This window comes from Anaerosalibacter bizertensis (genome assembly GCF_009696605.1).
GTDB lineage: Bacteria > Bacillota > Clostridia > Tissierellales > Sporanaerobacteraceae > Anaerosalibacter > Anaerosalibacter bizertensis.
Window position 1 is genome coordinate 107,774 of the sequence record NZ_VULR01000008.1, and the last position, 21,646, is coordinate 129,419.

General features: G+C 30.2%; 24 protein-coding genes and 1 other annotated feature. Of the genes, 21 read left to right on the forward strand and 3 right to left on the reverse strand.

The window, feature by feature from the left end; genetic code table 11:
• Positions 1–869 precede the first annotated feature (869 nt).
• The 16 genes from FYJ27_RS07315 (at position 870) to rsmI (ending at position 12,836) form a co-directional block, all read left to right on the forward strand.
• A complete protein-coding gene (locus tag FYJ27_RS07315) occupies positions 870–1,601 on the forward strand; it encodes an N-acetylmuramoyl-L-alanine amidase (protein ID WP_154484197.1) in 732 nt (243 codons plus the stop codon).
• A 69-nt stretch (positions 1,602–1,670) separates the two neighbouring features.
• A complete protein-coding gene (locus FYJ27_RS07320; protein ID WP_216385122.1) occupies positions 1,671–1,973 on the forward strand; it encodes a DUF2508 family protein in 303 nt (100 codons plus the stop codon).
• A 51-nt stretch (positions 1,974–2,024) separates the two neighbouring features.
• A complete protein-coding gene (locus FYJ27_RS07325; RefSeq protein WP_154484198.1) occupies positions 2,025–2,285 on the forward strand; it encodes a pro-sigmaK processing inhibitor BofA family protein in 261 nt (86 codons plus the stop codon).
• Between the two features lie 103 nt (positions 2,286–2,388).
• Positions 2,389–3,030: a 50S ribosomal protein L25 gene (locus tag FYJ27_RS07330; protein WP_154484199.1), complete on the forward strand. Its 642-nt coding sequence runs from the start codon at positions 2,389–2,391 to the stop codon at positions 3,028–3,030.
• Positions 3,031–3,435: 405 nt separating this feature from the next.
• Positions 3,436–4,845 carry an AmmeMemoRadiSam system protein A gene (gene amrA / locus FYJ27_RS07335; protein ID WP_154484200.1) on the forward strand — a complete coding sequence of 470 codons (1,410 nt, stop codon included), beginning with the start codon at positions 3,436–3,438 and terminating at the stop codon, positions 4,843–4,845.
• 15 nt (positions 4,846–4,860) lie between these two features.
• Positions 4,861–5,847: an AmmeMemoRadiSam system radical SAM enzyme gene (gene amrS, locus FYJ27_RS07340; RefSeq protein WP_154484201.1), complete on the forward strand. Its 987-nt coding sequence runs from the start codon at positions 4,861–4,863 to the stop codon at positions 5,845–5,847.
• Between the two features lie 94 nt (positions 5,848–5,941).
• Positions 5,942–6,109 carry a sigma factor G inhibitor Gin gene (locus FYJ27_RS07345; RefSeq protein WP_154484202.1) on the forward strand — a complete coding sequence of 56 codons (168 nt, stop codon included), beginning with the start codon at positions 5,942–5,944 and terminating at the stop codon, positions 6,107–6,109.
• A gap of 60 nt (positions 6,110–6,169) precedes the next feature.
• The gene (locus FYJ27_RS07350; RefSeq protein WP_154484203.1) at positions 6,170–7,582 is read left to right on the forward strand and encodes an aminotransferase class I/II-fold pyridoxal phosphate-dependent enzyme; all 1,413 of its coding nucleotides are present in this window, start codon (positions 6,170–6,172) and stop codon (positions 7,580–7,582) included.
• A gap of 18 nt (positions 7,583–7,600) precedes the next feature.
• The gene (tmk, locus tag FYJ27_RS07355) at positions 7,601–8,218 is read left to right on the forward strand and encodes a dTMP kinase (RefSeq protein WP_154484204.1); all 618 of its coding nucleotides are present in this window, start codon (positions 7,601–7,603) and stop codon (positions 8,216–8,218) included.
• 13 nt (positions 8,219–8,231) lie between these two features.
• On the forward strand, positions 8,232–8,558 hold the full coding sequence (locus FYJ27_RS07360; protein ID WP_154484205.1) for a cyclic-di-AMP receptor: 327 nt from the start codon (positions 8,232–8,234) through the stop codon (positions 8,556–8,558).
• An 18-nt stretch (positions 8,559–8,576) separates the two neighbouring features.
• Positions 8,577–8,861: a cyclic-di-AMP receptor gene (locus FYJ27_RS07365; protein ID WP_154484206.1), complete on the forward strand. Its 285-nt coding sequence runs from the start codon at positions 8,577–8,579 to the stop codon at positions 8,859–8,861.
• A 15-nt stretch (positions 8,862–8,876) separates the two neighbouring features.
• The gene (gene holB, locus FYJ27_RS07370; protein ID WP_154484207.1) at positions 8,877–9,854 is read left to right on the forward strand and encodes a DNA polymerase III subunit delta'; all 978 of its coding nucleotides are present in this window, start codon (positions 8,877–8,879) and stop codon (positions 9,852–9,854) included.
• 3 nt (positions 9,855–9,857) lie between these two features.
• Complete coding sequence (locus FYJ27_RS07375; RefSeq protein WP_154484208.1) at positions 9,858–10,859, forward strand: PSP1 domain-containing protein; 1,002 nt, start codon at positions 9,858–9,860, stop codon at positions 10,857–10,859.
• Positions 10,860–10,993: 134 nt separating this feature from the next.
• On the forward strand, positions 10,994–11,164 hold the full coding sequence (locus tag FYJ27_RS07380; RefSeq protein ID WP_154484209.1) for a 4Fe-4S binding protein: 171 nt from the start codon (positions 10,994–10,996) through the stop codon (positions 11,162–11,164).
• 93 nt (positions 11,165–11,257) lie between these two features.
• Positions 11,258–12,016: a tRNA1(Val) (adenine(37)-N6)-methyltransferase gene (locus tag FYJ27_RS07385; protein ID WP_154484210.1), complete on the forward strand. Its 759-nt coding sequence runs from the start codon at positions 11,258–11,260 to the stop codon at positions 12,014–12,016.
• Positions 12,009–12,836, forward strand: coding sequence for a 16S rRNA (cytidine(1402)-2'-O)-methyltransferase (gene rsmI, locus FYJ27_RS07390; protein WP_154484211.1), 828 nt, complete (start codon positions 12,009–12,011; stop codon positions 12,834–12,836). The genes FYJ27_RS07385 and rsmI overlap by 8 nt, the downstream gene beginning before the upstream one ends.
• 42 nt (positions 12,837–12,878) lie before the next feature.
• On the opposite strand, the gene FYJ27_RS07395 is transcribed toward rsmI, so the two are convergent.
• Positions 12,879–13,118 carry an AbrB/MazE/SpoVT family DNA-binding domain-containing protein gene (locus FYJ27_RS07395; protein ID WP_326831055.1) on the reverse strand — a complete coding sequence of 80 codons (240 nt, stop codon included), beginning with the start codon at positions 13,116–13,118 and terminating at the stop codon, positions 12,879–12,881.
• Positions 13,119–13,297: 179 nt separating this feature from the next.
• Here FYJ27_RS07395 and FYJ27_RS07400 point away from each other — a divergent pair, with 179 nt between their 5' ends.
• The 4 genes from FYJ27_RS07400 to FYJ27_RS07415 are packed head-to-tail and all read left to right on the forward strand — an operon-like array spanning position 13,298 to position 17,296.
• A complete protein-coding gene (locus FYJ27_RS07400; protein ID WP_154484212.1) occupies positions 13,298–14,299 on the forward strand; it encodes a DNA double-strand break repair nuclease NurA in 1,002 nt (333 codons plus the stop codon).
• Between the two features lie 11 nt (positions 14,300–14,310).
• Complete coding sequence (locus tag FYJ27_RS07405) at positions 14,311–16,146, forward strand: ATP-binding protein (RefSeq protein WP_154484213.1); 1,836 nt, start codon at positions 14,311–14,313, stop codon at positions 16,144–16,146.
• A gap of 54 nt (positions 16,147–16,200) precedes the next feature.
• Positions 16,201–16,776 carry a nucleoside recognition domain-containing protein gene (locus FYJ27_RS07410; RefSeq protein WP_154484214.1) on the forward strand — a complete coding sequence of 192 codons (576 nt, stop codon included), beginning with the start codon at positions 16,201–16,203 and terminating at the stop codon, positions 16,774–16,776.
• Position 16,777: 1 nt separating this feature from the next.
• Entirely contained in the window at positions 16,778–17,296 is a 519-nt protein-coding gene (locus tag FYJ27_RS07415) for a spore maturation protein (RefSeq protein ID WP_154484215.1), read from the forward strand.
• A 75-nt stretch (positions 17,297–17,371) separates the two neighbouring features.
• Here FYJ27_RS07415 and FYJ27_RS07420 read toward each other — a convergent pair whose 3' ends face one another.
• A complete protein-coding gene (locus FYJ27_RS07420; protein ID WP_226808424.1) occupies positions 17,372–18,478 on the reverse strand; it encodes a 3D domain-containing protein in 1,107 nt (368 codons plus the stop codon).
• A gap of 281 nt (positions 18,479–18,759) precedes the next feature.
• Positions 18,760–19,167 carry a hypothetical protein gene (locus FYJ27_RS07425; protein WP_154484216.1) on the reverse strand — a complete coding sequence of 136 codons (408 nt, stop codon included), beginning with the start codon at positions 19,165–19,167 and terminating at the stop codon, positions 18,760–18,762.
• A 243-nt stretch (positions 19,168–19,410) separates the two neighbouring features.
• Positions 19,411–19,653: a binding site (T-box leader), on the forward strand.
• A 46-nt stretch (positions 19,654–19,699) separates the two neighbouring features.
• Between FYJ27_RS07425 and metG the strand changes: the two genes are divergently transcribed.
• Positions 19,700–21,646 (forward strand): methionine--tRNA ligase, encoded by a 1,947-nt coding sequence (metG, locus tag FYJ27_RS07430; protein WP_326831056.1) that lies wholly within the window; start codon positions 19,700–19,702, stop codon positions 21,644–21,646.

The window sequence follows — 21,646 nt, forward strand, 5'->3', positions numbered from 1 at the left end:
TACAAATAACGTTGTTATGACTGTTATAACAAATGTAATTTTTAAATTTCCTACAATGTTAAATGTACGATCAATTAATAAATCAGCAAGGAAAAATATAATAAAATATTCTGCATATCTACTAACAAACTTTTTTATAATGTCCATAATATTCTCCTTTAATAAGATTTTATTTTGCAATATTTACACTTTGATCTAGGAGCCGCTTTATATGTTACTACGTATTTTTTTCCTTGTCTAACAACTGTTCTAGTATATGAGGTATGATAATTACGATGAGATGCCCACATTGATAATCCTACAATCGTTTTGCCAACTGAAGCTGATTCTGGTTCTATATTTTCTTCAGATGTGTCGTTGTGGTTATGTGTTTCTATTAGTTGATTTTGAGAAGATGGTAAATTAGTTTCAGCAAATGTTAAACTAGAAAAGCTTAAAAAAAATGTACTAACTATAATTAAACAAATAATTTTTTTATAATTTCCACCTCATTTCATTTATAATAGAAACTTTATAGTTAAATTATAGAATATTATGAAGTATAATGCAAACCCTTAATATTCATGTTGTCACAACCTAATCTGGCAACAGAGGAGAAGTGATTCAATGCTTATAAGCAAAAAGAGAGGGGTTTTTATATAGACAGAAAATAGTTTCTTCCTCATTATATTCACAACCTTTCTATTACATTGTACAAAAAAGATCCTGTAGAAGTAGACTTTTTTCATTGTCTACTCCATAGGATCTTTTTTATATTTATAGCCTAGTTTTTTTATTATATCTGTTTAATATTTTTAGGTCTATATAGTTAGAGTGTTAAATAGATATAATAGAGAGAACTATATTATTTTAAGAATGTAGGTAATAAAATGAAGAGAAAACCAAGAATTTATGTAATCAAATTAAATAGGAAATTAATATTGGCTCTATTGGGTTTAATAATATTTTTAATTATACTCATCACTTTTTTTAGTAACTCAAAGTCACTTAGCATATTTAAATATAATAGCAATGGAGTAATTGTAGTAGACCCGGGCCATGGGGGAATTGATGGAGGTACAAGTGATAGGGATGGACTACTTGAAAAAGATATAAATTTAGATACAGGGCTATATTTAAAGCAGGAGCTAATAAAAGAAGGATTCAATGTAGTCATGACAAGGGAGGCTGATGAATCCTTAGAAGATTTTAGTAGTATCAATGCTTCTAGATATAGAAGGGATTTAAATGCAAGAAAGACTATTATAAACAAAAGTAAGCCAGTTGCTTTTGTAAGTATTCATGTTAATTCAAGTAAAAGTCCTTCAGCTAGAGGTATTCAAGTATATTATTATCCAGATTCATCTGAAAGTGAAAAATTAGCTAAAAGCATCTGTGATTCAATAAATACAAATGTATATAAGAATTATTTAAAAGAAGATTTGAATGCTAAATATTTTCCCTATGATTATTTTATATTGAGAGAAACAGAATATACTGGGGTATTAGTTGAAATAGGCTTTATAACTAACTCAAAGGATAACGCTTTATTAAAAGATGATAAATATAAGGAAAAAGTTGCTTATTCTATAAGAAAAGGCATAAGCAAATGGTTAGAATAGTTTAATGAGTATAATATTCCCCTTTTTTGTTAAAGATATATATTAATAAAAAAAGTCGGGGGGATTATTATGGCTGATATAAAGGAAGATTATAAGAAAAGACCAGAAAAGATAATGGATACAGTAAGACTTTTTTCGGAAAAAATTAAAGAGTTAAGTGGAAACAAGGAGTTAACAGAGGAAGAAGAGATAGTTAATAAATTGAGGGAAGCTTTTGAAGAATGGAAGAAAAAAGAAATTTACTTTGAATCTGTTACAGAACCAGACTTAATAGATCATGCTATATATGAAATAGAAGCCTCTAAGATAAAATACATTTATTTTCTAAAAAAGGCTAAGAAAAAGGATATAAGAATAAAATCATACTTGTAAAAAGACTTCCCTATTATATAATATTGTAAACATATAATAAGGGGGGATAGTATGAATTTCAGCATAGTACTTGCTTATGCTTTTGGGTTAATGCTTCTATATCTAATTGGGATGCTATTGGTTATTCCTATTAAGATAATAATTAAATTAATAATAAATGGTATACTGGGGGGAGTGATACTCCTTTTAGTAAATCTTATTGGAGGACTTTTTGGACTATCTATAGTGATAAACCCTTTAAATGCTTTAGTTGCAGGTTTTCTAGGGGTTCCAGGAGTAATTCTCTTATTTATACTTCAAGCAATACTGTAAAAATTGACTGGGAATTTGCAAATATTCAATTTTTCTGATATAACTAATGTAATATCGTTTTACCAAACGATATAGCTAAAAATACACGAAGGGGGCTATAAAAATGGCAGAAGTTAAAATGGCTGCAGAATTAAGAAATGAGATGGGGAAAAACAGATCTAGGCAATTAAGAAATAAAGGTTATATTCCAGGTATTTTATATGGAAAAGGAATGGAAACACAACCTGTAAAAGTAGATGAAGCAGAATTTAGAAAGGTGTTGAGAAAACATGGCTCCTCATCACTAATGGATTTAGAATTAGATGATAAGGTAATTCCAGTAATAATAAAAGAAATACAAGAACATCCTATTAAGAATCAATATCTTCATGTTGATTTCCAAAAACTTCGTATGGATGAAACGGTTAAACTTACTATACCTATAACTATAGTAGGAAGAGAAAATGTTGAAAAGGGAGATATTATACTAGTTCAACAAATTGATGAAGTTAATATTGAATGTTTACCAGCGAATATACCTCAATCAGTAGAGGCAGATGTTTCTAATATTGATTTAAATACTCCTTTACTTATTGAAGACTTAGATATAGCTAAAGATGAGAATATAACTATATTGGATGATGTAAAAGATCCAATAGCTGTATTGACTGAAGTAGCTGAAGAAGTGGAAGAAGATTTAGAAGAAGAAATGCCAGAAGTAGAAGTAATCGGTGAAGAATCTGAAGAAGATGCTGATGAAGAATAAATAATTTATAGTAATAGATATTAGTATCTGATATAATGTATAGAAATAATGTGTTGCACTGGTGGTGAACTATCATATGAAATACATTATTTCTATTATTATCCTAATGTGCATATTCACTTTTTTAACCTATGCATTTAGGGATTTAGAAAAGGATTATAAACTTTCAAGAAGTAAGAAGAAAGGCAAAGTATCTTCTATTAATTCTTCAAAGTTTCAAGTAAATCCCAGCCATTACAAAACGAAATAATGTCAAAAGAGGTTGTCTTTAAATGATTTTAAGAGAAATCATGGGACAGCCTCTTTTATTTTTGGCAATAAATATCAAACAAGTTTGATATTTATTGATTATTTGCTTACAATAGAAGATAAAGGAAAACGTTAAAACAATTGGAGGTGAAAAAAATGGGAAAATTATTAGGTACCTATCTATTTCCTCATCCCCCAATAATAGTTGAAGAAATAGGAAGAGGTGGAGAAAAAGGAGCAGAAAATACTATTGTAGGAGTAAAAAAACTAGCAAAAGATATAAAATCAAAAAAGCCAACTACTATAATTATAATTACTCCTCATGGTCCAGTTTTTAGCGACGCTTTATCTATATCTTGCGAAGAAATACTTATGGGAAGCTTTAAAAATTTTGGCAGGAAAGATTTAAAATTTAAGTTTAGGAATAATAGAGATATAGTAAATAAGATTGTTAGAAACGCTGGCAAAGAAGGAATAGCTATTGCACCTATAGATAAGGAGTTCGCTTTAGATTATAATATTGAAACAGAAATAGACCATGGTACATTGGTTCCATTATACTTTGTAAATAAGGAATATGAAGACTATAAATTAGTTCACATTACTTATGGACTTATATCACCTTTAGAACTATATAGATTTGGAACTATCCTACAAGAAATTGTTTTAGATTCAAAAGAAGAAGTAGTATTTATTGCAAGTGGAGACTTGTCTCATAGACTTTCTAATAAAGGACCCTATAGTTATTCACCAGATGGAGAAGTATTTGATAAAAAAATAGTTAAATATTTGAGAAATAATGATTTTGAATCTATAGCTTCCTTTGATATTAACTTAGGAGAAAGTGCAGGAGAATGTGGACTAAGATCTTTAATGATCATGGCAGGGTTTTTAGATGGATTTGATGTAGAAACTCAAGTTTACTCCTATGAAGGACCTTTTGGAGTTGGATATTGTACAGCAAAAGTAGATATAAAGGGAAGAGATGACAATAAAAAATCATATGATAAATTAGAAGAAAAAGAAAGGAATAGACTGAAATCTATAAGAGAAAATGAAGATGAGTATGTGTCTCTTGCTAGAAAAAGTTTAGAATACTATATAAAAAACAAAAAACAGATGAAAATTCCTAACAATCTCGGCAAGGATTTAACAGATAAAAGAGCCGGTGTATTTGTTTCCATTAAAAAAGATGGAAAGCTAAGAGGATGTATAGGTACAATAGATCCTGTCCAATCTTCTGTAGCAGAAGAAATAATTAAAAATGCTATAAGTGCAGGTACAAGGGATCCTAGGTTCCCAGTTGTATATGAAGAAGAATTAAAGGATTTAGTGTATTCTGTAGATATATTAAAAGAAGCAGAAGAAGTAGACTCTATAGACCAATTAGATGTAGAAAAGTATGGTGTTATAGTTTCAAAGGGCTTTAGAAGAGGATTACTTTTACCTAATTTAGAAGGGATAACTAGTCCTGAAGAACAGGTTAAAATAGCTCTTCAAAAAGCAGGTATAAATGAAAAGGAAGATTATACTATAGAAAGATTTGAAGTGGAAAGACATTCATAATAGGAGGAGTTTTCCATGGAAAAACTTAAAGAAGCACTGTACTATGAAAAAATTAGAGATAAAAAAGTAAAATGTCATTTATGTCCTCATGGCTGTATTATAGTGGATGGAAATCTAGGATTTTGTAAAGCAAGGCAGAACAAAAACGGGGTATTATATACACTAAACTATGGGAAAGTTTCTTCCTATGCCTATGATGCTATAGAAAAAAAACCATTATATCATTTCTATCCAGGGAGCAAAATATTTTCCATAGGAACCTTTGGGTGTAATTTAGAATGTAGTTTTTGCCAAAACTGGGAAATTGCCCATTCCAATCCAGCCACAGTAGAAATATCTGATGGAGATATTTTAAAACTAGCAAAGTCCAATTCTTCTATAGGTGTAGCTTATACCTATAATGAACCTTCCATATGGTATGAATATATTTTAAATATGTCAAAAAAAGTAAAAGATGAAGGGCTTAAAAATGTCTATATTACTAATGGGTATATAGAAAAAGAACCTTTAAAAAGACTATTACCTTATATAGATGCTATGAATATAGACTTAAAATCTATAGATGATGAATTTTATAAGGGACTATGTAAAGGTAGTCTAGAACCAGTACTAGAAACTATAAAATTGGCTGAAGAAAAAACCTTAATTGAAGTAACAACCCTTCTTATAGGAGGCAGGAATGACTCTGTAGAAAAGATTAGAGAAATTTCAAAGTGGCTATCCAGTATAGATAAAAACATTCCTCTACATCTGACTAGATATTATCCAGCTTTTAGAATGAATGTTCCTTCAACTAGTTACGCTTCTCTTTTAAATGCCAAAAATGAAGCAATTAAATACTTAAACTATGTCTATATAGGCAATGTGTGGGGAGCAGATGCCAATACCTATTGTCCAGAATGTAGCACAAAATTAGTAGAGAGAAATTATGGTGTAGAAATCATAGGTATTGAAGATAACAAATGTACAAATTGTGGCTATAATATAAGATTGAAATATTAGACTCCTTATAAACAAGCACAATTTTCCTAAAATAAGAATAATATGTAATGTATAGGCAATAATCATAATAAAAGCTTGTTAAGGAGTTGATTATTTGTACTGTGCAGTTTGTAAACAAAATAAAGATGAAGGGATAAAATTTTTAGAAGTACATTTATGTGAAAAATGTTTAGATAATATTACAAAGACGAGAGTTGAAGATGAAGAGTATAAAAAATATATGGATATCTTTAAAGATATATTAAAAGAGTGTCAGGTTTAATTAAACTGATACTCTTTTTTGTTATAATATACATATATAATAAATTGAAAGGAGCAAAAAATGCAAACTCCAATATTTGAAGGACTTAAACAATATATAAAAGAAAATAATATATCTTTTCATACTCCAGGTCATAAAGGTAGATATACTACTATAAATTGGGAAAAATATATACCGACTATAGACTTAACAGAAGTAGAAGGTCTTGATAATTTACAAGACCCTAGTGAGATAATACTTAAAAGTCAAAAGCTAGCTGCTAAGACCTTTAAATCAAAATCAACATTCTATTCTGTAAATGGAACTACAGGGGGAATATATATAGGGTTGTCTGCTATAACAAACCCTGGAGACAGTGTGCTTATTCAAAGAAATTGTCACAAATCTGTTTATAATGGAATCATTTTAAATAATCTTGTTCCCAAATATATTTATCCAAACTATAATGAAAAACATAATATTATAACGGGAATCCATCCAATAGATATAGAGAATAGCTTAAAAGAAAATCCAGATATAAAGGCAGTTGTCATTACCTATCCTAGTTATTATGGAATATGTAGTCATATAGAAAAGATAGTAGATATAGTTCACAAATACGATAAAATACTTTTAGTAGATGAAGCCCATGGTAGCCATTTAGTATTTTCTGATACTCTTCCCAAGTCTTCATTAGAGGTAGGAGCAGATATAGTAATCCAAAGCACTCACAAAACATTACCTAGCTTTACACAGACTTCTATGATTCATGTAGGATCTGATAGGGTAGATATAGATAAATTGAAAGATATGTATAATCTATATCAAACTACTAGTCCTTCCTACATATTTATGGCTTCATTAGATATAGCTAGAGCTTATATGGCTGAAGAAGGAAAGGAAAGACTGAATAAACATATACAAAATATAAAGAAATGTATATCAGAAATAGAAGAAATAGATAGAGTATCTATATTTACAGGTGATATAGAAGATTCTACTATTAAAGATGTGGATATAACTAAAATGCTTTTAAGTATAGAAGGAATAAGGGGGACTGAGCTAGAAAAGATATTAAGGGAGAAATATAATATACAATTGGAAATGTCAGATTATTATTATGCATTGGCTTTGACTACCCTTATGAATACAGAAGAAGATTTAAATAGTCTTGTATCTGCTTTAAAAGATATATCTAAATGGGCACCATATGAAGAAAAGAGAGATTTTAATTTTGAAGAGTTTAAGCCAATTATATCCAGGTCAATAAGGGAAGGATTTTTCAGTAAAAAGCAGTCTTGTAAATTAAAGGACAGTATAGGTAGAACCTCTGCCAGCTTTATCATTCCCTATCCACCAGGAATACCAATAGTAGTGCCAGGAGAAATAATTACTGAAGAAATATACGAATATATAAACTTTTTAAAGAAAAACAATGTAGAAATAATTGGACTACTAGATTATAATAAAGAAAAGATAAATGTAGCCATATAAGAAAGGAATGACCAGTAAATGAGTGGAATATTCATAACATTAGAAGGACCAGATGGTTCAGGGAAAAGCACAATCGTGAAATTGCTTTCAAAATACTTAGAAGAAAAGAAAATAGATTTTATATTTACGAGAGAACCAGGAGGAACACCTATTGGAGAAGATATAAGAGATATAATACTTAACAACAAAAATATACATATGTCCCCTAGAACAGAAGCACTACTCTATGCAGCTTCTAGAAGCCAACATATTTCTGAAAAGATAAAGCCAGCATTAGAAGAGGGAAAAGTAGTTATATGTGAAAGATTTGTACTATCTAGTCTTGCTTATCAAGGAGTGGCAAGAGGATTGGGAATCGAAGATGTTAAGTCTATAAATGACTTTGCTATAGAAGGAGTTAATCCAGATCTTACTCTATTTTTTGATGTGGATCCAATATATGCCTTAAACAGGAAGACTAATAAAAAAGAAGGGGATAGATTGGAAAAAGAAGGACTTAATTTCCACAAAGAAGTATATGATGGATATAAGGAGCTTATTTCTATGTATCCAGAAAATATAAAGGTAATAGATGCTTCTAAGTCAGTAAAGGAAACTTTTGAGCAAGTTAGAAAAGAGATAGAAAATATACTTTAAGGAGGTATATATTATGAAACTTATAATTGCCATTGTTCAAGATGAAGATGCACCTGGTTTAATAGAGGATTTAACTGAAGAAGAATACAGGGTTACAAAATTAGCTTCAACAGGAGGATTTTTAAAATCAGGAAATACTACCCTTTTAATAGGGGTTGAAGATGAACAGGTAGATAATGTATTGAATATAATAGAAGATACTTGTAAAACTAGAGAAATTACTACTTCTTTAATGACTGTGACTATGCCAGGAGATACTTATATACCATATCCTTTAGATGTTAAAATAGGTGGGGCTACTATATTTATATTAGATGTAGAAAAATATATTAGGGTTTAATTGAAGGGAGATGTATTTATGAAACTTATAATATCTATAGTTCAAGATAAGGATGTAGCAAAAGTTGTAAAAGCTTTAATGGACAAAAAATATAGGGTTACAAAGCTAGCATCCACAGGAGGATTTTTAAAAGCAGGTAATACCACCCTTTTAATAGGGGTTGAAGATGAAAAGGTAGATGAAGTTATAGATACTATAAAAGATTTATGCAATGGAACGAAAGTTGACAATGGAAGTAAAGATGTAGAAGTAGGAGGAGCTACAATCTTTGTTATAGATACAGATGAGTTTAGAAGGATTTAATATTGGAGGAATTTCATGGATTTTAATGATATAGTAGGTCATGAAAGAATTATAAAAAATCTTAAAAATTCTATAAAAAAAGATAGTATAAGCCATAGTTATTTATTTCAAGGTTCAGAAGCTATCGGCAAAAAGAAAGTAGCTATGGCCTTTTCTAAAACCCTCCTTTGTAAAAAGGGAGGGTTAGAACCTTGCAATGAATGTAGTTCCTGTATTAAATTTGATTCAGGAAATCATCCAGATTTTTATTTAATTGAAGAAGACGGAAATATTATAAGAAAAAAACAGATAGAAGAAGCAATAAAAAGTATGATTACTAAACCTCTTGAAAGCAAGAGAAAAATATATATTATAGATAATAGCTTTAAGATGAGAGTTGAAGCACAGAATAGTTTTTTAAAAACATTGGAAGAGCCACCTAGCTATGTAAATATAATTTTAATAAGTACAAGCACTGAAAAGCTTCTACCTACTATCCTTTCTAGATGTGAAATTATAAAGTTTAATCCAATAAAAAAGGATGATATATCCGCTTTTTTACAAGAAAACTACAATAAAACTGTAGAAGAAGCTGAATTTATTTCTTCTTTTTCTAAAGGAAGTATAGGTATGGCAATAAACTTATCTACTAATGAGGAGTTTTTTCATAGAAGGGAAGAATTGATAAAAATAATTGATAATATAATTAAAGGGGATAAGTTAAAAGTATTTGCTTCTATAGATTTTTTTGATGAAAATAAAGATTTTATTAATGAAATTTTAGATATAATTATATATTGGTTTAGGGATTTATATATATTTAAAGAACTAGGCAACAATGATTTAATCATAAACAAGGATAAATTAGATTTATTATCCACCCAAGTATCCTTATCTAATGATAAAATAAATGATATAATAAAAGATGTAGAAAAGACAAGACAGAATATAGAAAGAAGGGTAAACTACCAACTTTCAATAGAAGGAATGCTTCTTAAAATGCAGGAGGTATAATAGATGATTACAGTTGTAGGAGTAAGATTTAAAAAAGCAGGCAAGATTTATTATTTTGATCCAGATGAATGGGAGATAGAAAAAAATGATAGGGTTATAGTAGAGACTGCAAGAGGCATAGAGTTTGGTCATGTAGTAGTAGGCCCTAAGGAAGTTACAGAAGAGGAGATAGTTCCACCTTTAAAAAAGGTTCTTAGGGTTGCTACAGAAGAAGATGTGCAAGTTCACAATGAAAATAAAAAGAAAGCAGAAGAAGCTTTCTTTATATGTATAGATAAAATAGAAGAACATGGTCTTGAAATGAAGTTAGTAGATGTAGAGTATACCTTTGACAACAATAAGGTTATATTTTATTTTACAGCTGATGGAAGAGTAGATTTTAGAGAGCTTGTTAAAGATTTAGCGGCTATCTTTAGGACTAGAATAGAGTTAAGACAAATAGGAGTAAGAGATGAAGCTAAAATGATAGGAGGACTAGGTCCTTGTGGGAATCCAGCATGTTGTACTATTTTTCTAGGAGATTTTGACCCTGTTTCAATTAAAATGGCAAAGGAACAAGGGTTGTCTTTAAATCCAACAAAGATCTCAGGACTTTGTGGTAGACTTATGTGTTGTTTAAAATATGAACATGAAACCTATGAAGAATTGCTTAAAAAGTTACCTGCTGTAGGTACAGTAGCTATGACGCCTTTAGGTAAAGGAACAATAGTAGAAGTATATACTCTTTTGGAAACTGTTAAGGTAAAAGTAAGGCTAGAAGATGATACAGAAGATATATTTACCTATAAAATAGATGAAATTGAAGTAACTGAAGAAAAAGATTCCAAGTATTTTAAAGCAGATGAATATAATAAGGAAGAAGCGAATTTCCATGAGGAAAAGAAATGTCATGAAAAATGTCAAAACAGCTGTCCTGTAAAAGAAGTTATAAATAATGGAAAAGTTAAGGACAAGGAATTAGAGACAGATAGCCCTATTAAAGATAGAAGAAAATGTGATAAATAAGGGGACAATGAGTAATTTCAAGAAAAAGTATAAAAAAAATCATATAAATATAAGTAATAAGTCTTTTATTCTTTATCAATAAATGATAGAATATTAACAGTTGCATAGACATAATGTCTAAGGGGGTGAACTAGATGGCTTATAAAATAACTGATGCTTGTATTAGCTGTGGTGCTTGTGCTGCAGAATGCCCTGTTGAAGCTATCAGCGCAGGAGATGATCAATACGTTATAGATCCAGAAAAGTGTATTGAGTGTGGAGCATGCGCTAATGTATGCCCTGTAGATGCTCCTCAACAAGCTTAATTGTACTTAGTATAAAAAAAGACCCTATTCAAGGGTCTTTTTTAGTATATACTGGCCAATTTTAAACTCTCAGCTTATTGAAAGGAGTATAATATGGAATTAGAGATTAAGAAAGATGAAAGAATTGATATTATTCCAGGAAGCGATTTAAAAATAATTCAAAATAGGAAGAAATTTAGTTATGGTATGGATGCTGTACTTTTATCAGGGTTTTCTTCTATGAAAAAGGAAGATAGGGTAGTAGACTTAGGTACTGGTACAGGAATCATACCATTACTTTTACAATCTAGATATAAGCCAAAAAAAATATATGGGATAGAATTCCAAGAAGAAGTAGCTAATATGGCTACTAGGAGTGTTCATTTAAATAATTTAGATGAAAAGATAGAGATATTGAATATGGATTTAAAAAATATTCCCCAAGTATTTAATAGCAATCAATTTGATGTTGTTACTTCAAATCCGCCATATATGAATAAAGGTGGAGGAATTATAAATAGTGAATATAATTTTGCTATTTCTCGTCATGAAATTGCTTGTACATTAGAAGATATAATAGAGATTTCCAGTTTTCTGCTTAAAAATGGAGGGAAATTTTTCTTAGTTCATAGACCACATAGACTAGTTGATATAGTTTATCTACTTAGAAAGTATAATATAGAGCCAAAGGAGATACAATTTGTTCATCCAAAAGTTGAAGAAAAACCTAATTTACTCCTTTTGAAATGCAGAAAAGGTGGTAAACCAGAGCTTAAGTTTAGAGAACCCCTATATGTATATAATGAAGATAATACATATACTGATGGAATCTATAAAATATATGGAATAGATAAGGAGAATACAAATGACTAGAGGTACCCTTTTTGTTTGTCCAACTCCTATTGGAAATTTAGAAGACATAACTTTACGAACTTTAAGGACATTGAAAGAAGTAGACTTAATAGCAGCAGAAGACACAAGACGTACTATTAAATTATTAAATCACTATAAAATTAAAAAACCACTTACAAGTTATCACGAACATAACAAATGGGAAAAAGGAGAAATATTGTTAAAGAAACTTAAAGGTGGAGAGGATATAGGATTAGTTTCAGATGCAGGAATGCCAGGTATATCGGATCCTGGAGAAGAACTTATAAAATCGTCTATTGAAGAAAACATAGAGGTTGAAGTACTTCCAGGACCTACGGCTTCTATAACTGCTTTGATTCTTTCTGGACTTTCAACAGATAAATTTGTATTTGAAGGGTTTTTACCTTCAAATAAAAAAGATAGAATTAAAGAATTGGAAAGACTCCGAAATGAACAAAGGACTATAATTATATATGAATCCCCTTATAGATTGTTAAATATGTTAAGAGATATAAAAGAGGTTCTAGGAAATAGACAAATTTCTATATCTAGGGAACTTACCAAGGTCTATGAAGAAACTTTTAGAGGTACAGTAGAAGAAGGAATAGAAAACTTTAAGGAACAGAAAAAAGGGGAATTTGTAATAATAGTTGAAGGTGGAAAAATAGAAGAAAAAAAACCTTTTGAAAAGATTTCAATAAAGGATCATATAAGAATGTATATAGAAGAAGGTTGTTCTAAAAAAGATGCGGTAAAAAAAGTTGCTTTGGAAAGGAAATTACCTAAAAACCTAGTATATAAAGAGAGTATTGAGCTATAGAATAAATTATCCCGGTCTATTAGATCGGGATAATTTATTTGGTTATCTTTGAAGTTCTTCAAGGCAAGCAGGACAAATATTTTTGTTTTTAAAAACAACTACATCTTTAGCTTGTCCACAAAATATGCAAGCAGGTGCATATTTTTTAAGTATAATTTGTTCGCCGTCTACATAGATTTCTAATGCGTCTTTCTCTGCAATTTCCAATGTTCTTCTTAGTTCGATTGGTATAACTACTCTTCCAAGTTCATCTACTTTTCTAACAATACCAGTTGATTTCACAGCTCATTCCTCCTATTATAAATCGACTTTTTTCTACAAAGAAATAGTACCATATATACCAAATAAAGTCAACCCATTTATAAATAAATTAGTATATATATTACAAATTGTTTATATTTATTTTAAGAATTTTGATATACTTAATATACAATCTTCATAAGTGGGGTGGTATTTGTATTATGTATGAAATAAGTAAAGAGCTTAAAGAAAAAGTAACCCAATTAAATTCTACACTAGTAGACAAGTATAAGGATTTTTTTAATATGGATAGTATTCAATTAAGGGATTTTATAGATAAAAATGTAGGAGAAATAGTTGAGATAAAAAAGCTTACAAAAGATGAATTGACTAAATGCTCAGAAAAAGGCGGTATTGTAGGAGTAGATGGCTCTAAGAATAGGGTGGGAGGGGCCTATCCTCATTATGTAGAGATATTTCAAGGGTTAGCTAAAAGTACCCTACATAAAGAAAAACCTATTTTTAAAGCAGATTTTTATACACCTCTTTATTTAGAAGGAGAAAGAGAACTACTTAAAAAATTTGAAGAAGAAGAAAATAAAGAAGAGGCAATTAGGGATTATAAGCTTTCTGGTATAGAAGTAGAAGTGGCTTTAGAAGCAGTTGAAAAATTTAGCCCTTATGCCATAATGATGGATGGTTCGCTGATACGATATGATATAGAATGCTTTGATAAATGGATAGAGCTTAGAAAGAAATGTGAAGAAAGAGGTATCATCCTTATAGGAGTTATAAAAGATATTAAAACTTCCATCATAGGACAAAGTTTAGTTGAACAGAACAATTTAAATACTAAAGAATTTTTATATGATAGAGAAATACTCTATGGTTTACTTGGATATGGCGAAATGATTAGAGTAGAGGATAGTATGACTAAGAAATCTAAGGAAGGGTTTACTTCTATATTTATGAGAAGTTCAAAGGCACCTAATATTATTGGAATGGATATATTGGATAGTCAAAGAGAATATTTAGATGAAATGGCAAGGCTAGTCTTTTCTTTGACTCCATCTAGTAGTAGAGGGGTTCCCCTATGGCTTGATATAGTTGATAGTCAAGTAAAAGTATCGGACAAGATGATGAGAAGTCTTTTAGAGAGATATTTAGATAGACAAGTGTTGGAAAAGTTTTTCATATCTGAAAGGGATAAGAGAATACTTTAGGAGGGATTAATATGAAAGTTGTAGGTATTACAACTCAACAAGAAGTATATGTTGGATCAAAGGATAGAAATTTTAGAATAAATGAATTCTTAATTATAATGGATGAATATCAGGGAGATTTAATGGGAGAAGTTGTAGAAGCTAAAACCTATAATAGGTATATACCTTTAAATATAAATGGAGATTTAGTAGATTCATCTGTATTAGAATCTTTAAAAGCTATAGGATACAATGTAGATGAAGATACTATATATATAGCTAAAGTAAGACTTTTAAATGAAGCTCAATATCCTATAGAGACTGGCTCAGATGTTAGGGTACCTAGGTTTAAAGAAGTTAAAAATCTCATGGTCAAATCTACAAAAGAAGAAGGTTTAGTTCTTGGAGCTATAAAGAATACAGATCAGATGGAAAAGGATATGGACGAGGAATTTAAAAAGCTATTGTATTTATTTGAAGATGGTCAGTTGATTCCTCAAAAGGGTATACCATTTATATTTGATTTAAAGTCTATGCATCAATATCCCCATATAGGTGTATTTGGGGGCTCAGGCTCAGGGAAGTCTTTTGGACTTAGAGTAGTACTTGAAGAGTTAATGAAGCTTAATATACCTACTATAATATTAGATCCACATTTTGAAATGGATTTTTCTGAAAGCCAAGACTATATGCCTGAAGAGGAGAAAGAGGATTTTAATGAAAGGTTTAAATGCCTCCAAGTAGGTTATCATGTAGGGGTTAGATTTGAAGAGTTAAATCCTCAAGACTTGAAAAACCTTTTAGATGCCTCAAGTCCATTAACAGATGCCATGAATAATGTAGTAGATATATTGTTTAAAAAGAATGATTCTTTCCAAAGTTTCCATGATAGATTGAAGATGCTTTCAGAAGCACAAGAAGAAGGTTCTCCAGATAAAATAAGGAGAAGGATTGAAGAAGCAACAACAGAGGCAGAAAGGGATGGGTGGAAAAGAAGGAAGGAACTATATGAAACCTATGACAAAATCTGTCCTTATAGTTCAGTAAGGGGTATATTCTGGAGACTAAAAAGGTTAGAAAATGAAGGTATATTTTCCAATGATATACATGAGATAGAAGAAGGTTTGAAGATGGGTAAACTAATAGTTATTCAAGGTAGTACTAGAATGTTGCAGGTATTTAGCACCTATCTTTTAAACAATTTATATCATAGGAGAAGGGATTTTAAAGATGCTGAGTACAAGCATACTACAGCAGACTATTTTCCACCATTTATAATAGTAACAGATGAGGCTCATAACTTTGCACCAAAAGGATATGATTCCCCTTCAAAGTCTATACTTAAAGAAATATCTCAAGAAGGTAGAAAATATGGGGTCTTTTTAATACTTGCAACTCAAAGACCTACATTATTAGATGAAACTATAACTGCACAGTTAAATACTAAATTTATCTTTAGAACTGTAAGGGCTTCAGATATTCAAACTATAAAAGAAGAAACAGATATTACAGAAGAAGAAGCAAGGAGGCTCCCTTATTTACAATCTGGAGATGTATTTATATCTTCAGCTACTATGGGAAGAACCATATATGTAAGAATCAGAGCTTCCAAAACTACTAGTCCTCATACTATGAATCCTTTTGATGAACTTTTAAATTATAGTCAGGAAAGAGAAGAAAAATTTTACAGACTTGTAAAGGATAAACTTCCTATAAATGATTCACAAATTCTTTTTACATTGACAGAAATAGAGAAAGAATCTGGTGAAGTTTTAAATATGGATCAATTTAAAGAGAAATTAGAAAATCTAGTGTTAAAGGGGAAAATAGAAAAGGTAACAACCCCCTTTGGAGATATGTATAAATAGAAGTTATTATAACGCTCCTCCTTTCATATATTTTAGTGGAAGGGGAGTTTTTTTATGCTGAATACTATATGGTTTTTATTAATATTTACAGGCATAATATATTCTGTTTTTAATGGTACATTGGTAGAAATAAACAATGTAATATTGAAAGAAGCTCAAGAAGGGGTTATGTTCTGCATAAGTATTATGGGGATCATGTCTTTTTGGCTTGGAATAATGAATGTAGCCGAGAAATCAGGACTTTTAAAACAATTTTCTAAAGGGTTAAGGCCTATTACGAGATTTTTATTTCCCGATATTCCAAAAGACCATCCAGCTGAAAGGTGGATGGTTATGAATCTAATTGCAAATATGTTTGGAATAGGGAATGGCGCTACAGCTTTTGGTTTAAAGGCAATGGAGGAAATGGATAGTTTAAATAGACATAAAAAAAGAGCTACAAATGCTATGTGTATGTTTCTAGTTATAAATATGTCATCTGTCCAATTGGTTCCTTTAACTGTGCTCAAAATAAGATATGATTATGGTTCTGCAAACCCTTCAGAAATTGTAGGGCCAGGTATTTTGGCAACATCTATTTCTACAATAGTAGGAATAGTAGCCGTAAAACTTCTTGAAAAGAGGTATTGATATGGATATATTTTCTGCAGCATTAGTTCCATTTTTAGTGTTAATTATCCTTCTATATGGGTATATAAAAAATGTAGACATATATAGTTCTTTTGTAGAAGGAGCTAAGGAAGGTTTAAAAGCTTCCTTAAAGATAATGCCTTATCTAATAGCAATATTTGTATCCATAGGTATATTTAAAAGTTCTAAGGCTATGGATATGCTCCTATATGTTTTTAGTCCTATTATGAAGATAGTAGGATTTCCTGAAGAGATTTTTCCACTTGTGATTTTAAGGCCTATATCAGGTAGTGGAGCATTGGCTGTAGTCAAATCTATAATTGAAGACTATGGGCCAGACTCATATCCAGGTAGAGTAGCTTCTATTATGGCAGGCTCTTCTGAGACAATTTTTTATACTATGGCTGTTTATTTTGGCTCTATTGGCATAAAAGATCATAGACATACTTTAAAAGCAGCCCTCATATCCTACATATCTTCAATATTTGCTTCAATATTTATATCGAATATATTTTTTTAAAAATATATAGATTTGGCAATAAGCCAAATCTATATATTTAACAAACCATATTTATTTTATTATTTTTTAATATTCTTACTTAAGGATATAGACTCTTACTTGTCTTCTTCCAAAAGCTTTAGCTGCAGAACTGCTAGGGAAGAATAAGTCAATCCTATTTCCTTTAATTGCACCACCTGTATCCTCAGCTACAGCGAAACCATAGTCTCTTGTACCATCAAGAGATTCAACATAAAGCCTAGTACCTAGGGGAATGACTCTTGGATCCACTGACACTACTCCAGGTCTTACCCTAGTACCTGAGGCAGTAATTCCATAGCCAGGTTCTCCTGGATTTTTACCACAACTTGCAAAGGACAAGTCGTAAGCAGTTGCTACTACATTGAAAGCTTTTTTATAATTTATATTTCCATTTTTAGTAGATGCAGTACTTCTAGGAGTACTTCTATTTCTCCTTGAAGGAGTAGATCCTCTAGAAGCAACTTGGATAGTTTTAGGCTTTTCAATTTCTTTAACGCCTTTTTCAACTACTTTTGAAACAGGTGCTGAAACTACTTCTTCAGAAATTACATCTTCAGAAATTAAATTTCCATTTTCAAATACTTTTTTAATTTTTATTTCTTTAACACCTTTTTTTCCTTCTTGAACAATATTTGATTTTCCTTTTTCTAATTTATTATTATTCTTAACAATATTTTCGAAAGGTATGTCATTTTTTACTACATCAATTTTTTCAACAACTTTTACTATTTCAATTTGGCCTTCAGGCTTAACTTTTTTATTCATATCAGGTTTAGTATAGTCTTTTTCATCTAGCTTAATATCTAAATCTTTTAGTATGTCTTTTACTACATTTTCAGTTGACTGCATTTCAGTAACCCTTTTACCTAATTTGATTTTATAAGTTTTTGGTTTTTTAATTATAATCTTATCTCCATCTTTTATCTTGGTATCCAGTTTAGGTTCTATATAGCTCCCTTCTTCAACCTGAATATTTTCTTTTTTGAGAACTTCCCCTACTGTTCCCTTTAAAGTCTTAACTGTCATCTTTTTATTATCATCTATGCTAATAGTTACCTTTTTTGTCTCATACTTATAGATGCCAAATACAAGCATAGCTGCCATAGTGAGGATAGTTAAAATTTTCAGATGGCGATTATTAAACCATGAATTTTCTTCCATTATTTTCCCTCCTCTGGTTCGCTTATAGTATTCTAGAATAAATAAAAATGTTTGTCAAATTTTTCGCTAAATTATCTAATAATTTTTTAAATTCACAAAAACCTTATGTAAAAGGCTATTATAACCAATTTTGAAAAAGATTATTCCAATATATTTAGACAGTAGAAATAATTGTTCAAAAAAACTTATTGCTCTCGAGTCCCATGATTTCAACGAAAACTCGAGAGCTCTACTCACAAAAGGTAAAAAATTTTAAAGTTTTTTTAAATTATATGGACAAACTACTCTATTTCATCAGTATTAGAAGGATCTACAGATAGTTCGTCATTAATTTCTTCAGGTAGCATTTCTCTCATTTCACTTACTTCCATAGGCATATCCATAGGCGGTTCAATTGGATTTACATATCTCCTACATTGTCTCATACATACAGCTACACAATGTCTAACCATTGGATCCATCATAGGACATCTCATATAGTTATCCATAGGTTCTTCCATATATGGGTCCATATAATGTTGAGGTGAATATATAGTAGGTTCAGGACATGGTGTATAGGTTTCAGGATACATATTGTTGTTTTGCATAGCATGTTCAGAATACATATGATAATCAGAAAACTCATGATCCATTGGATATAATGGTGGTACTGCAGGCATGTAAGGATCTTGATCCATAGTTGGATACATAAAAATATCAACTCCTTTATTTTTTTACTTAATAACATTATATGTAGATGGTTAAAAATGTGATAGCTAATATTAGTTTTAGCCTTTCAATCTTGACAAAACCTATAGATTACTATATATTATGTAAATAAATAGTATATAATATAAAATATATAGACTTTCAAAAAAATTATGAATACAAATTTTATATGAAATATATTTTAAAAAATATAGCATAATAAGATTAAATAAATTAATATGAGACTAAAGGTAATGAAGGGAAGAGTAGGCTTAAATTTAAATTAAAGAGAGCTGGATTAGGTGAAAGCCAGTATTTAAAAATAAGCTGAAGATGGTCCTGGAACCTTATAGCTGAAAGTTAAGTAGGCTATAGCGGGCTTGCAGCCGTTATAATTGCAAGGTTATATAATAGTAACCTATGGAGGCTCTAACTGTAAAGTTTGGGCAAATTAGAGTGGTACCACGAAACCTACCTTCGTCTCTATTTTTAGAGATGGAGGTTTTTTTATTTGTAAAAATTTAAGGAGGGAGTATATTGAAAAATTATTATATTACTACACCTATTTATTATCCAAGTGACAATCTTCATATAGGCCATACTTATACAACGGTGGCTGCAGATTCACTAAAGAAATTTAAGGAGTTAATGGGTTATAATGTATTGTTTGTAACTGGTACAGATGAACACGGACAGAAGATTCAACAAAAAGCCGAGGAAAATGGAACTACTCCAAAAAAATATGTTGATGGAATAGTTAAAGACATTAAAAAACTTTGGGAAATATTAGATATATCCTATGATGAATTTGTAAGGACTACTGATGTAGAACATGAAAAGACAGTACAAAAAATATTTAACCAATTATATGAACAAGGGGATATATATAAATCTAATTATGAAGGATGGTACTGTACTCCTTGTGAAGCTTTTTGGACAGAAAGTCAATTGGAAGATGGAAAATGTCCAGACTGTGGAAGAGAAGTGGAGTGGACAGAAGAAGAAGCTTATTTCTTCAAACTTTCTAAATACAGTGATGATTTAATAAAACTATTTGAAGAAAGACCAGAATTCTTACAACCTGAATCTAGAAAAAACGAAATGGTTAACAACTTTTTAAAAGCTGGACTAGAAGATCTTTGTGTATCTAGAACTACTTTTGATTGGGGAGTTAAAGTACCATTTAACTCAAAACATGTAGTCTATGTATGGCTAGATGCTTTAATTTGTTATATAAGTGCTTTAGGCTATGGTACAGACAATGATGAGAAATTCAAACAATACTGGCCTTGTAATGTTCATTTAGTAGGTAAGGAAATAGTTAGATTCCATACCATCATATGGCCTGCTGTACTAATGGCATTGGGTATAGAATTACCTGAAAAGGTATTTGGACATGGCTGGATATTATTTGAAGATGATAAGATGTCAAAATCTAAAGGAAATGTTATATATCCAGAACCAATTATTGAACTATATGGGGTAGATGTATTTAAATATTTCCTTCTTAGAGAATTTACCTTTGGTCAAGATGGTTCTTTTTCTAGAGAGAAGTTTTTAACAAGGGTAAACTCAGATTTAGCCAATGATTTAGGAAATTTAGTAAGTAGAACTGTAACTATGGTAGAAAAATACAATGGTGGAAGCATTCCAGAACCTACAAAACCTGGTGAATTTGATGAGGATTTAAAAGAACTAGCAATAAATGTAGCAGATATAGTAGAAGCAAAGATGGATAAGTTGAACTTTAGTGGAGCACTAGAAGAGATCTGGAAACTTATAAGAAGGACTAATAAGTATATAGATGAAACTACTCCATGGATACTTGCAAAGGAAGAAAATAGTGAAAGACTAGATACAGTACTTTACAACCTATGTGAAAGTTTAAGAATTACATCTATATTAATTAGACCTTTCATGGAAAAAACTTCTGATGAAATAATGAAACAGTTAGGAATTTCAAATAAAAATATTTCATGGGAAGATTCTAAAAAATGGGGTATAATTGTATCTGGTGAGAAAGTTGAAAAGGGTAAACCTATATTCCCAAGATTAGATATTAAAAAAGAATTGGAAAAGCTAAATGCTGCCAATGATAAACTTATAAAAGAGAGAACTAAAAGGAATAAAAAAGTAGAGAAAGAGGAAGAAAAAATGGACTATATAACTATTGATGATTTTGATAAAATAGATTTAAAAGTAGCAGAAATATTAGAAGTGAAAGAACATCCAAATGCAGATAAACTGCTAATATTAGAGGTTAAAGTAGGAGAAGAAACAAGACAGGTAGTATCAGGAATTAAGAAATACTATACTCCAGAAGATTTAGTAGGAAAGAAAGTAGTCCTTGTAGCTAATTTAAAACCTGTTAAGTTGAGAGGAGAAGAATCTCATGGTATGATATTAGCTGCAGAAGAAAAAGGTAAACTTACATTGGTAAGTACTTTAGAAGATATACCTTCTGGAGCAAAGATCGAATAA

Coding starts and splice junctions, on each gene's coding strand:
- FYJ27_RS07315 (WP_154484197.1), top strand. CDS start 870: ATGAAGAGAAAACCAAGAATTTATGTAATCAAATTAAATAGGAAATTA.
- FYJ27_RS07320 (WP_216385122.1), top strand. CDS start 1,671: ATGGCTGATATAAAGGAAGATTATAAGAAAAGACCAGAAAAGATAATG.
- FYJ27_RS07325 (WP_154484198.1), top strand. CDS start 2,025: ATGAATTTCAGCATAGTACTTGCTTATGCTTTTGGGTTAATGCTTCTA.
- FYJ27_RS07330 (WP_154484199.1), top strand. CDS start 2,389: ATGGCAGAAGTTAAAATGGCTGCAGAATTAAGAAATGAGATGGGGAAA.
- amrA (WP_154484200.1), top strand. CDS start 3,436: ATGGGAAAATTATTAGGTACCTATCTATTTCCTCATCCCCCAATAATA.
- amrS (WP_154484201.1), top strand. CDS start 4,861: ATGGAAAAACTTAAAGAAGCACTGTACTATGAAAAAATTAGAGATAAA.
- FYJ27_RS07350 (WP_154484203.1), top strand. CDS start 6,170: ATGCAAACTCCAATATTTGAAGGACTTAAACAATATATAAAAGAAAAT.
- tmk (WP_154484204.1), top strand. CDS start 7,601: ATGAGTGGAATATTCATAACATTAGAAGGACCAGATGGTTCAGGGAAA.
- FYJ27_RS07360 (WP_154484205.1), top strand. CDS start 8,232: ATGAAACTTATAATTGCCATTGTTCAAGATGAAGATGCACCTGGTTTA.
- FYJ27_RS07365 (WP_154484206.1), top strand. CDS start 8,577: ATGAAACTTATAATATCTATAGTTCAAGATAAGGATGTAGCAAAAGTT.
- holB (WP_154484207.1), top strand. CDS start 8,877: ATGGATTTTAATGATATAGTAGGTCATGAAAGAATTATAAAAAATCTT.
- FYJ27_RS07375 (WP_154484208.1), top strand. CDS start 9,858: ATGATTACAGTTGTAGGAGTAAGATTTAAAAAAGCAGGCAAGATTTAT.
- FYJ27_RS07380 (WP_154484209.1), top strand. CDS start 10,994: ATGGCTTATAAAATAACTGATGCTTGTATTAGCTGTGGTGCTTGTGCT.
- FYJ27_RS07385 (WP_154484210.1), top strand. CDS start 11,258: ATGGAATTAGAGATTAAGAAAGATGAAAGAATTGATATTATTCCAGGA.
- rsmI (WP_154484211.1), top strand. CDS start 12,009: ATGACTAGAGGTACCCTTTTTGTTTGTCCAACTCCTATTGGAAATTTA.
- FYJ27_RS07400 (WP_154484212.1), top strand. CDS start 13,298: ATGTATGAAATAAGTAAAGAGCTTAAAGAAAAAGTAACCCAATTAAAT.
- FYJ27_RS07405 (WP_154484213.1), top strand. CDS start 14,311: ATGAAAGTTGTAGGTATTACAACTCAACAAGAAGTATATGTTGGATCA.
- FYJ27_RS07410 (WP_154484214.1), top strand. CDS start 16,201: ATGCTGAATACTATATGGTTTTTATTAATATTTACAGGCATAATATAT.
- FYJ27_RS07415 (WP_154484215.1), top strand. CDS start 16,778: ATGGATATATTTTCTGCAGCATTAGTTCCATTTTTAGTGTTAATTATC.
- FYJ27_RS07420 (WP_226808424.1), bottom strand. CDS start 18,478: ATGGAAGAAAATTCATGGTTTAATAATCGCCATCTGAAAATTTTAACT.
- FYJ27_RS07425 (WP_154484216.1), bottom strand. CDS start 19,167: ATGTATCCAACTATGGATCAAGATCCTTACATGCCTGCAGTACCACCA.